Below are 11,934 nucleotides of genomic sequence, written 5' to 3' on the forward strand. Positions count from 1 at the left end.
GAAAATTGATGGCTACAAGCGCTAACAGGCTTGAGGTTCTGCAAATTGCAGATGCTGTTGCACGTGAAAAGTCAATCGACCGTGAAATTGTCATTTCTGCGATGGCTGACGCTATTCAGAAAGCAGCACGTTCTCGTTATGGTCAAGAAACCAATATTCGTGCTGAAATCAATTCCAAAACAGGTGAAATTAAATTACAACGCCTGCTTAAAATCGTTGATGTTGTTGAAGACTATACAATGGAAATTACTTTGTCTGATGCACTCAAACGCCAAGCAGATGCAAAAATTGGTGATTTTTTTGCTGATCTTTTACCTCCTATGGATTTTGGACGTATCGCAGCACAATCTGCTAAACAGGTGATTGTACAAAAAGTACGCGACGCAGAGCGTGATCAGCAATATGAAGAATTCAAAAATAAAGTTGGTGAAATTATTTCTGGTACAGTCAAGCGTGTAGAATATGGCAATGTTATCGTTGATCTAGGACGTGGTGAAGCTATTGTGCGTCGTGATGAATTAATTCCCCGTGAATCTTTCCGCTATGGAGACCGTATTCGTGCTTTTGTCAATGATGTACACCGTGAAACACGTGGACCACAAATTTTCCTTTCACGCACACATCCTCAATTTATGGTAAAACTTTTTACTATGGAAGTTCCAGAAATTTATGATGGTATTATAGAAATCAAATCGGTTGCCCGTGATCCAGGTTCACGAGCCAAAATCGCCGTTGTTTCACGCGATGGTTCCATTGATCCTGTTGGCGCATGTGTGGGAATGCGAGGAAGCCGTGTACAAGCTGTTGTTGCAGAATTACAAGGCGAAAAAATTGATATTATTCCTTGGTCGCCTGATGCAGCAACATTTGTCGTTAATGCACTGCAACCTGCTGAAGTTTCTAAAATCATCCTTGATGAAGATGCTGAACGCATTGAAGTTATCGTACCAGATGACCAACTCAGCCTTGCTATTGGACGACGCGGACAAAATGTTCGCTTAGCTTCGCAACTAACAGGATGGAACATTGATATTTTAACGGAAAAAGAAGAATCGGAAAATCGTCAAAAAGAATTTACTGAACGGAGTAAATTGTTTATGGAAGCCTTAGAGGTTGACGAAATGATCGGACAGGTCATGGCATCAGAGGGTTTTTCTTCTATTGAAGAAATCGCTTACATTGATCTTGAAGAAATTGCTTCTATTGATGGTTTTGACCATGATACCGCTGCTGAAATCCAAAGTCGCGCCCATGAATATCTCGATCATCAAGAAAAAGAACTTGATGAAAAACGCAAAAAGCTCGGAGTTTCTGACGAATTGCGAACTCTTCCTGGAATGACAAGTGCTATGCTGGTTGCTGTGGGTGAGGATGGTGTAAAAACAATAGAAGATTTCGCTGGCTATGCCGTTGATGATTTAACTGGTTGGAGAGAACGCAAAGAAGGTCAAACAAAAAATTTTTCTGGTATTTTAACCCCTTTTGACATTACACGCGCGGATGCAGAAGCTATGGTTTTAGCCGCACGTGTACAAGCAGGCTGGATAAACAAAACTGATCTTATTATAGAAAATCCTGTAGAAGATGAAAATTCTGCAGAAAATGAAAAAACAGATGATTTGGATGTGGATACATTTTAAATGAATGAACGGACTTGCATTGTGACCCGACAAAATGCTTCAGCACAAACGCTGATCCGCTTTGTTATTGGTCCCAATAACCAGATTGTTCCTGATCTTAAAGCGAAATTACCAGGGCGCGGCGTTTGGATTTCTGCCCATCACGCTGTTATTGAGAAAGCGATCAAACAGAAAGCTTTTCAGAAAAGTTTTAAAACAGATGTTGAGGTTGCACCAAATCTTGTGCATATTGTTGATATGCTTTTACTCAAAGCTGCTCTTTCAAGCCTTTCCATGGCAAGAAAAGCGGGGGCTGTTGTTACGGGAGCAACAAAGGTTGATGCTGCTATCCGCTCTGGTCAAGTTGTTCTTGTACTTCATGCTAAAGAAACAACAGAAGATGGAAAACGAAAAATTGCACAGGCCATTCATACAATACAACAACAAACAAATCGGACGATAAAAACCATATCTTTATTTACAAATGATGAAATGCGTGTGGCTTTTGGCTCTAATCCTGTCATGCACGCAGCCTTATTGGACACAAAGGCTGCTGAAGGATTTCTCAAAACAACATATAAATTGATCAGCTATCGTGATGACAAGCATAATAAGCACGGTGAGATGACGGCACAAGCCGTGAAGGAAGTACAATGAGTGAAAATAACAACGACAAAACAACAGGCAAGAAGACACTAACTCTCAAGCGGTCTGTCTTGGAAACGAGTACGGTCAAACAAAATTTTAGCCATGGTCGTACGAAGGCTGTCGTTGTCGAAACCAAACGACGTAAAATTACACGACCTGATGAAAAAGCAGAAAACCTTCAGCCTATTACAAAGCCGCATGTGGCTCCCCAACGCTCTAAACCGCGTTTTGAGGGAAAAAAACCTCAAGAATCTGTGGCCAAAAGCAATCTTTCATCAGCTGAAATAGAAGCAAGACTTCGCGCGTTAGAAGAAGCACATATCCAAGAAAGAATAACGCGAGAACAAGCCGAAAAAGAAGCAAGGCGTGCTAAAGAGCGTGAAGAAATTTTAAAGCAAGAAATCAAAGAAAAAGAAATACTTCAAAAACAAGAGGAAGAAAAATCGCCGGTACAGACTCCACCTGTTTTCTCTGAACCTCCCCTCATCGAAAAGACAGATATTCCCATTGCGCCTAAAAACACAACTGTGATTGAAAAACGCAAAATAGATGAAAATAAAGAGGAGGAACGGCATAGCCGGCGTGCTAATCCTGCTAAATCAGAAATACGTGCACCAAAAGTTGTTAAAGGAGCTGATGAACGGCGCCGTGGAAAACTGACTCTTAATAGCGCATTGGACGAAGAAGGGAGTGCACGGGGGCGATCAATGGCTGCAATGCGGCGCAGACAGGAAAAATTTAAGCGTGCACAAAACCAAGAACCAAGAGAAAAAATTTCTCGTGAAGTTGTTCTTCCTGAAACGATTACCATTCAAGAGCTCGCACAACGTATGACTGAGCGTTCTGTTGATGTCATTAAATTTTTAATGAAACAAGGACAAATGATGAAACCTGGCGATGTTATTGATGCTGACGTTGCTGAACTCATCGCTGTTGAATTTGGTCATACTGTTAAACGTGTTTTAGAATCTGACGTAGAGGAAGGTATCTTTAATATAACAGATAATCCTCAAAATATGCAGCCACGTCCCCCTGTTGTAACCATTATGGGCCATGTTGACCACGGAAAAACTTCTCTTTTGGATGCTATTCGTAAAGCAAATGTTGTTTCTGGTGAAGCAGGTGGTATTACGCAGCATATTGGGGCCTATCAAGTAGAACAAAACGGCCAAAAAATTACCTTTATTGATACACCGGGGCACGCTGCATTCACCGCTATGCGTGCCCGTGGCGCTCGTGTTACTGATATTGCCGTTCTTGTTGTTGCCGCTGATGACAGTGTTATGCCGCAAACGATTGAATCAATTAATCACGCCAAAGCTGCTGGTGTTCCTATTATTGTTGCTATCAACAAAATTGATAAACCTGCTGCGAATGCACAAAAAGTGCGTACAGAACTCCTACAACATGAAGTGTTTGTTGAAACAATGGGCGGTGAAACTTTGGACGTTGAAGTTTCCGCTAAAACTGGTCAAAACCTTGATAAACTTCTCGAAGCTATCCTTCTTCAAGCTGAAATGCTTGACCTGAAAGCAGATCCTCAGCGAACTGCAGAGGGTGTTGTCATTGAAGCCAAATTGGATCGTGGACGTGGATCTGTTGCAACTGTTCTTGTTCAAAAAGGTACATTACATCCTTCTGATATTATTGTTGCCGGAAATGAATGGGGGCGTGTGCGTGCTTTAATTGACGACCATGGTCGCCATGTCAAAGAAGCCGTTCCCTCTACACCAATTGAAGTTTTAGGCATGCAAGGAACACCACAAGCTGGAGACCGTTTTGCTGTCGTGACACATGAAGCAAAAGCACGCGAAATTTCTGTATATCGTCAACGATTAGCACGAGATAAAGCTGTTGCTCGACAAACAGGTTCGCGTGGTTCTCTCGAACAGATGATGACAAAATTGCAAACGACTGGTGTTAAGGAATTTTCCCTTATTATTAAAGGGGATGTGCAAGGATCAATTGAAGCAATCGCTTCAGCATTGGAAAAACTAGGAAATGATGAGGTTCGTGCACGTGTTGTACATTCTGGTGCTGGAGGAATTACCGAAAGTGATATTTCTCTTGCAGAAGCTTCTAACTCAGCTGTGATTGGTTTTAATGTTCGAGCCAATAAACAAGCACGTGATTTTGCTAAAACACAAGGAATTGAAATCCGTTATTATAATATCATTTATGATCTTGTTGATGATATCAAAGCGGCCATGTCTGGTCTCCTCTCACCAGAACAGCGTGAAACTTTCCTTGGTAATGCTGAAATTCTAGAAGTCTTTAACATTACAAAAATCGGAAAAGTTGCTGGGTGTCGTGTTACAGAAGGAAAAATAGAACGAGGAGCCGGTGTTCGCCTTATCCGCGATAATATCGTTATTCACGAAGGAAAGCTAAAAACACTCAAACGCTTTAAGGATGAAATCAATGAAGTGCAAAGTGGTCAAGAATGCGGAATAGCCTTTGAAAATTATGAAGATATGCGTGCAGGAGATATCATTGAGACCTTCCGCATCGAACATATTAATCGCACATTATAAAATAATCCAATAACTTTACTCTGTTTTAAAATGAGCAAAGTTATTGAAATTCTATACACAATATCTCTTTTTTTCCTTATCTGGATGGTCAAAAGAAGAGGTCTTGGAGCAAGGATAAAACTTTGATGAAAAATGCAGGGCCATCACAACGGCAACTTAGGGTAGCAGAGCAAGTACGTCATGCAGTAGCGTATATACTACAGCGTGATATTTTGCTTGATGATATCTTGAAGAATGTTGTCATTTCTGTCTCTGAAGTGCGCATGTCCACAGATTTAAAAATTGCTACTTGCTTTGTATCGCCTCTCAGCACACTTAAAAATGCTTCCCATACCGATATCGTTGATACCCTCAATAGACATAGTCGTTTTCTCCGTGGAGAAATCAGTCATGCATTGAGACAAATGAAATATATGCCAGAATTGCGTTTCCGACTTGATAATAGTTTTGATAATTTTTCAAAAATTGATGCCCTACTCCGATCACCTGAAGTCGCACGCGATCTTCATAGTGATAAAGATGAGGATTAAAGAGATGGCACGGCAACGCAAAAAAAAAGGACGTCCTGTTTCTGGCTGGGTCATATTCGATAAACCAAAAGGCATGAAATCAACAAAAGCTGTCTCACAAATCAAATGGCTCTTTCGTGCGCAAAAGGCAGGGCATGCAGGTACACTTGATCCTCTTGCTTCTGGTCTCCTCCCTATTGCCTTAGGTGAAGCAACCAAAACCATTCCTTACGTGATGCAAGGCAAAAAAACTTACCGTTTTCATATCGCTTGGGGGCAAGAACGTTCAACAGATGATCTAGAAGGAGAAATAACAAAAACATCTCTCAAACGTCCAACACAAGAAGAAGTACTTGCTCTTCTTCCTCAATATACAGGTATTATTCTGCAAACACCTCCGCAATTTTCAGCAATCAAAATTTCTGGAAATCGTGCCTATGATCTAGCGCGTGAAGGGGAAGTCTTTGAAATTGCGCCCCGTGAAGTGGAAATAGAAACTTTCGAGTTAATAGAAATGCCTACCAAAGAGTACTCTGTCTTTGAAATAACCTGCGGAAAAGGAACTTATGTGCGCTCGCTAGCGCGCGATATGGGACGTTATCTGGGATGCTATGGGCATATTGCTGATTTAAGACGTATTGCTGTCGCGCCTTTTGATGAAGACGATCTCATTAAATGGGACGAACTAAAAGCAGCAATATCGCTAAATAAAAATACCACAGATGAAAATAAGAGTTCTTTTAAAAAAGACTTCTCGATACTTGATGAACTGTTAATTGAAACGGGAGCTGCATTAGATTGTCTCCCTCATTATCCGCTTACTGAAACCCAAGCGCAGAGAGTTATGAGAGGGCATTCTATTCCTTTGTGTGCTCATAAAACACTTCTTTATGAAGAGGAGATTTGTGTTCTCTATAAAGAACATCTTCTTGCTATTGGTACTCTCGATAAAGGTCTATTTAAACCAAAGCGGATTTTCACAATTTAAGTGTTTCTTTCTTCTAACCATCTCTTATTGAAAGATATTATTCCCTATAAAATTAAGAGAAATATGTTGCTTTTCATTTCTCTACGCTCTCTTATTCATATCAAAACTTAAAGATAGTGCTATAAGTTAGTACCATCACACACTTGACCATCCTCTAATTTTTAAACCTTCATATTTGAAAAGCTTCATAAGAGTTTTTTGATTCCTTTTTCAATCGTTTTTATCCACACATTAGCCCCGGTTTGTAATGTGCAAGAAAATGATTTGGATTGCTTCAACCTAAACAGTTTTGAAATGAGATAACCCTATGATAATATTTTTAGACTCTTACATTCAATATAAAAAACAAAAAATTATTTTTATAATCAATGCATTGCAATCATATTCATTGAACTCAATCTTAAAAGTTCAAAAATTGATATCGTTCTAAATCACTATTTAGGTCTTTACAAAATAGACGTATACAATCTATTTTTTGCTAAAAGAATTGCTTAAAATAGGAAAATTCAAACCTTAGAACTTAAACACAAAGATAATGCACAACCTACCTATCTCGTAAAAATCGATCGTTCCCCCCTACAAATGGTATAATTATGCTTACAATCGGCCATTATTCTAATCGTCATAAATATTATGCAAAGGATTTGTAAACAAAACACATCTGTAAAGAATAAGAAATTTTAAAGCTCATTATCTTATCGTTGTTTTTTGTATCGAATAAAAAACTGATATATTTCTCCAAACCATTGTTGGTATATTTTTGTTTAATGACCTTTGTTACTCAATAAAATTGTACTTTTTCTCTTGCTTGTAAATCAATATTCAATCCTGATGCTGCTGCATATTTGAAACAACGATTAAAAGAGTTTAGTATTTTGTAAACGGTTTCATTTTCTATACCAGATATGAGTAAGCATTATCTATTTGAGTAATATCTAAAAAAGCAAGACAGTTTCATTTGGAAAAGTATCATCATAAATCAATTTATTAACCATTGGATCACTCATTTTTTTGTGCTTATGCTGACCCATTGATCAAAATAATATGACCATATTAAATATTTTACAAAAAAACTTCTCTAACCTTAAGGAAGATGATCAGCAGGGACTTTTAAAAGCATTTCATTGACCTGGGGTATTGTCTGTCGTTCAATCATGCGGTGCACTTTTATACCGTTAGGAGCGCAATTTAAATGACGCAAACGCTTATTAACTTCAGCATCCGCTTTTGTGCGACGATGATTATGGCGTAAATAATCTACCCATGTTGGCATATGATAAGCCTCTGTCGAATATTCAGGTCTTTCAAGATTTCGTAAAAGAACCCATTGACGCGCCCCATCACGTAAACGAATATGGCGTCGGCGCGTCATCACTTTGAGAAACTCTTCTAGATCATTTTCATGAATTTGATAATCGATCATGATCATGATCGGGCCACTTTTTGCTTTTAGGTCGAGTAAGAGTTCTGGCTTTCTAAAATGATCAAGAGGATTCAAATCTATTTGAGGAATTTCTTGAATTCTAAATTTTACGCCCACAAAAGCCCCAACAATCAAGAATAGAGAACAAACACTCAAAGCAATTGTTGGAGAATAACCATCAGCTAAAATTCCCCAGATTGCATTCCCAATAGCCATCCCCCCGTAAGATGCCGTTTGATAAAGTGCTAAAGCACGTGCAACAACCCATCGTAGTGTCGAGAGTTGGACAGATGTATTAAACAATGATAATACCAAAACCCAACTTAGGCCTGCAGGAAAGAAAGTAATATGGCTTATAATCAGTGAACGGCTTATTCCCAATAAAAAACAAGAAAAGGCGAAACCAATAAAGGCACTTGCAATAATTGTTTCTGAACGAAAATGATGCCGTACAAATGCATTAATAATCCCTGCTGTCATGGCTCCTAACCCGAAACAACCAAGTAATGTACCATAAAGAAGGGCACTTCCTCCGAGAACTTTATGCGCAACAATTGGCAAAAGAGCTAAAATCGAAATCGCCCCTATACCAAAAAGGAACGCTCTAACCATAATACTCAAGAGATTAGGTGACATCGCAACATAACGCAAACCATCTGAGACAGCTCCTAACAGTCTTTCTCTTGGCAATGGGTTGTTTTTATAATTCGATTTCCAGAAAAATAATGCACCAATAAGAGGGATATAGCTTATAGCATTAAACAAAAAAGCAGCAGATGCCCCCAAAGTTGCAATGATGCCCCCCCCAATAGCAGGACCAACACTCCGATCAAATTAAAGCCGACATTATTTAAACTAACAGCAGCAGGAATATTTTCCCTGCTCACAATATCTCCTATCGTTGCTTGCCAAGAAGGATTATAAAAGGCTGTGCCACATCCAATCAAAAACGTGAAACATAACAAGCGGTAATGTTGTCGCACTCTGAACCAGCCCAACCATAGAATGCGAAGAACTAATTAACGCCATTAACCACCCTGCTCTAACAGCCTGTATCAGCCCTCCTAAATTAGAAATAAGAGTCGATGACCATAAATTTCAAAATACCGAATTACGAAAAAGTTTTAATGTTGAAACGCGCTGCATCTTTTTCCTCCAAATCGGTATTTATCACCTTTGTTACCATACACGCTCATAATCTTCGTATCAAAAAGATGCATAAATATTAAAAAACTTCTCATAAAACCCTATTTAAATCAATATTTCAAAACAAAAGCTTTTATTTAAAGAAAGACTTCAAAATACTGTCAAGGACTAGTATTTTAACCTTCTTTCCTATATAAGAGCGAAAATAGGTAAGAGTCTTCGACTCTTCTTATTTTCCTCGCAGACCCTAGCTGAACGACATCTCGGCTATGGGTGACTTTATGTTTCTTTGTTTTTTGAAAGGATGATACGATGTCGATTACAGCTGAACGTAAACAAGCTATTGTCGCAGAATACGCAAATAAAGTTGGTGATACAGGATCACCAGAAGTACAGGTTGCTGTACTTTCTGAACGTATTTCTAATTTAACAAACCACTTTAAATCTCATAAAAAAGATAATCATTCTCGTCGTGGTCTTTTAAAGATGGTGTCTCAACGCCGGCGCCTTCTTGATTACCTTAAAGGAGTTGACCAAAATCGTTATCAGACACTTATCAAAAAATTAGGTTTGCGTCGCTAAAAGAAAAAATGGGGTGGTGTAAAAAACCACCCATTTTTTCAACATGTTTCTTTTAGATAAAAATTTAAAAAACTGAAAAGTTATTATGGGATGGGACTGCTCCTCATTTTGCATTTAAGGCGATTTATCTCTCTACTTATCGCAATAAAGATAGAAGTAACTTGTTGTCCACCCCAGAGCTTGAAAATATGCTACGCAAAGCCAGAATGTGAGCAATCAAAGATTTAAAAACTGGTCATTAAGGATAAAAAATGTTCAAAACGCACAAGATAGAAATTGAATGGGCTGGGCGGCCGCTCACCCTTGAAACGGGGAAAATAGCGCGTCAAGCTGATGGTGCAGTGATTGCTACCTATGGAGAAACCATTGTCTTAGCAACCGTTGTATCGGCAAAAAGCCCGAAACCAGACCAGGACTTTTTTCCACTCACCGTTAATTATCAAGAAAAATCCTATGCCGTTGGTCGAATACCTGGGGGCTATTTAAAACGAGAAAGTCGGCCAAGTGAAAATGAAACTTTGGTTTCACGTTTGATTGATCGTCCAATTCGTCCTCTCTTCGTTGATGGTTATAAAAATGATACACAAGTCATTGTTTCCGTTATACAGCATGATCTTGAAAATAATCCCGATATCCTTGCAATGATTGCCTCCTCTGCCGCATTGACCCTGTCAGGTGTTCCTTTCATGGGGCCTATAGCGGGGGCACGCGTTGGCTATTGTAACGGACAATATGTTCTCAATCCTCATATCGATGAAATGCCTGAATCAAAACTTGATCTTGTGGTTGCTGGAACAGAAAATGCTGTATTGATGGTTGAATCAGAAGCACAAGAATTACCAGAAGATATTATGTTGGGCGCTGTGATGTTTGGTCACAAAGGCTTTCAACCTGTCATTGATGCCATCATAAAGCTTGCTGAGGTGGCTGCAAAAGATCCTCGTGATTTTGTTCCTGAAGATCTTTCTGACCTGGAAAAAGCAATGCAGAAAATGGCCGAACAGGGTATACGAAAGGCCTACACAATTACCGATAAGCAAGAACGTTATGCCGCAATTGATGCTCTAAAAATAGAAATCATCGATAAATTTATGCCAGCAACAGAAGAAGACTGTCAATTTAGTACAGATCAAATTGCAACCGTATTTAAACAGTTGCAAGCAAAAATTGTTCGCGGAAATATTCTTGATACAGGAAAACGTATTGATGGACGTAATCTTTCTACCGTGCGCCCTATCCAATCAGAAGTCAGTATTTTGCCCCGCACACATGGATCAGCACTCTTTACCCGCGGAGAAACACAAGCGATTGTCGTTGCAACCTTGGGAACTGGTGAAGATGAACAATATGTTGATGCCTTAACAGGGATGTATAAGGAAACATTCCTTCTCCATTACAATTTTCCACCATTTTCAGTAGGTGAAATAGGACGTCTTGGTTCTCCTGGTCGTCGTGAAATTGGACATGGGAAATTAGCATGGCGAGCAATTCATCCCATGTTGCCAACCAAAGAATCTTTTCCTTATACCATTCGTGCTGTCTCAGAAATTACTGAATCCAATGGGTCTTCTTCTATGGCAACGGTTTGTGGAACGTCGCTTGCTCTTATGGATGCTGGTGTTCCTTTAGCACGCCCCGTTGCAGGTATTGCCATGGGCTTGATTAAAGAAGGAGAACGCTTTGCTGTTCTGTCTGATATCTTAGGAGATGAAGATCATCTTGGAGATATGGATTTTAAAGTTGCAGGAACAGAAAATGGTATTACTGCTTTGCAAATGGATATAAAAATTGACGGTATTACCGAAGAAATTATGAAAATCGCACTTGAACAAGCCAAAGATGGACGAATTCATATCCTTAACGAAATGGCGAAAGCTTTAACCAGCGCACGCGCTGAGCTGAGTGAATTTTCTCCACGAATCGAAGTGATGAATATTGCTGTTGATAAAATCCGTGATGTTATCGGCTCTGGTGGTAAAGTTATTCGCGAAATCGTGGAACAAACTGGAGCAAAAATTAATATTGAAGATGATGGTACCATTAAAATTGCTTCTGCTGATGCTAAAACCATTGAAGCAGCAAAACGCTGGATCCATTCTATTGTTGATGAGCCTGAAGTTGGCGCTATCTACCAAGGAACAGTTGTAAAAACTGCAGACTTTGGTGCATTTATAAATTTCTTTGGTTCTCGTGATGGGCTCGTTCATATCTCTCAACTGGCATCAGAACGCGTCACCAAAACAACTGATATTGTTAAGGAAGGTGATGAAGTTTGGGTTAAACTCATGGGCTTTGACGAGCGTGGAAAAGTTCGGTTATCAATGAAGGTCGTTGATCAAGAGACCGGAAAAGAAATCAACGATGATCAATCGATGAAAGAGGAAAAGTGCATGGATAAAAAAAGGCACCCTGAAAATAAGCGCCACCGGAAGAAAAAAGAAGAGTAATCTTTTCTTCTTATCGTAATCATGAAATGCCATCCCAA

7 protein-coding genes and 1 pseudogene are annotated in these 11,934 nt (G+C 39.3%); 7 read left to right on the forward strand and 1 reads right to left on the reverse strand.

What is annotated here, in order from left to right; all coding sequences use genetic code 11:
* The first annotated feature begins 8 nt into the window (after positions 1–8).
* The 5 genes from nusA to truB all read left to right on the forward strand — a co-directional run bounded on the left by nusA (position 9) and on the right by truB (position 6,298).
* The gene (nusA, locus tag HWX04_RS01445; protein ID WP_175868471.1) at positions 9–1,640 is read left to right on the forward strand and encodes a transcription termination factor NusA; all 1,632 of its coding nucleotides are present in this window, start codon (positions 9–11) and stop codon (positions 1,638–1,640) included.
* Complete coding sequence (locus tag HWX04_RS01450; protein WP_175868472.1) at positions 1,641–2,276, forward strand: RNA-binding protein; 636 nt, start codon at positions 1,641–1,643, stop codon at positions 2,274–2,276.
* Complete coding sequence (gene infB / locus HWX04_RS01455) at positions 2,273–4,801, forward strand: translation initiation factor IF-2 (protein ID WP_175868473.1); 2,529 nt, start codon at positions 2,273–2,275, stop codon at positions 4,799–4,801. The genes HWX04_RS01450 and infB overlap by 4 nt, the downstream gene beginning before the upstream one ends.
* Before the next feature lie 125 nt (positions 4,802–4,926).
* Positions 4,927–5,331 carry a 30S ribosome-binding factor RbfA gene (rbfA, locus tag HWX04_RS01460; protein ID WP_175868474.1) on the forward strand — a complete coding sequence of 135 codons (405 nt, stop codon included), beginning with the start codon at positions 4,927–4,929 and terminating at the stop codon, positions 5,329–5,331.
* A 4-nt stretch (positions 5,332–5,335) separates the two neighbouring features.
* Entirely contained in the window at positions 5,336–6,298 is a 963-nt protein-coding gene (gene truB / locus HWX04_RS01465; protein ID WP_175868475.1) for a tRNA pseudouridine(55) synthase TruB, read from the forward strand.
* Positions 6,299–7,382: 1,084 nt separating this feature from the next.
* Here the strand turns inward: truB and HWX04_RS01470 are convergent.
* Positions 7,383–8,867: pseudogene (locus tag HWX04_RS01470) on the reverse strand (MFS transporter).
* 312 nt (positions 8,868–9,179) lie between these two features.
* On the opposite strand from HWX04_RS01470, the gene rpsO reads away from it, so the two are divergent.
* Entirely contained in the window at positions 9,180–9,449 is a 270-nt protein-coding gene (gene rpsO, locus HWX04_RS01475) for a 30S ribosomal protein S15 (RefSeq protein WP_175868476.1), read from the forward strand.
* A gap of 251 nt (positions 9,450–9,700) precedes the next feature.
* The gene (pnp, locus tag HWX04_RS01480) at positions 9,701–11,896 is read left to right on the forward strand and encodes a polyribonucleotide nucleotidyltransferase (RefSeq protein ID WP_175868477.1); all 2,196 of its coding nucleotides are present in this window, start codon (positions 9,701–9,703) and stop codon (positions 11,894–11,896) included.
* The last annotated feature ends 38 nt before the right edge of the window (positions 11,897–11,934 follow it).

The sequence above is a fragment of the Bartonella gabonensis genome (assembly GCF_903679515.1).
In the GTDB taxonomy this organism is placed as follows: Bacteria; Pseudomonadota; Alphaproteobacteria; order Rhizobiales; family Rhizobiaceae; genus Bartonella; species Bartonella gabonensis.

Bases quoted from the DNA above. Each gene is read 5' to 3' on its own strand.
- nusA (WP_175868471.1), top strand. From the start codon at position 9: ATGGCTACAAGCGCTAACAGGCTTGAGGTTCTGCAAATTGCAGATGCT.
- HWX04_RS01450 (WP_175868472.1), top strand. From the start codon at position 1,641: ATGAATGAACGGACTTGCATTGTGACCCGACAAAATGCTTCAGCACAA.
- infB (WP_175868473.1), top strand. From the start codon at position 2,273: ATGAGTGAAAATAACAACGACAAAACAACAGGCAAGAAGACACTAACT.
- rbfA (WP_175868474.1), top strand. From the start codon at position 4,927: ATGAAAAATGCAGGGCCATCACAACGGCAACTTAGGGTAGCAGAGCAA.
- truB (WP_175868475.1), top strand. From the start codon at position 5,336: ATGGCACGGCAACGCAAAAAAAAAGGACGTCCTGTTTCTGGCTGGGTC.
- rpsO (WP_175868476.1), top strand. From the start codon at position 9,180: ATGTCGATTACAGCTGAACGTAAACAAGCTATTGTCGCAGAATACGCA.
- pnp (WP_175868477.1), top strand. From the start codon at position 9,701: ATGTTCAAAACGCACAAGATAGAAATTGAATGGGCTGGGCGGCCGCTC.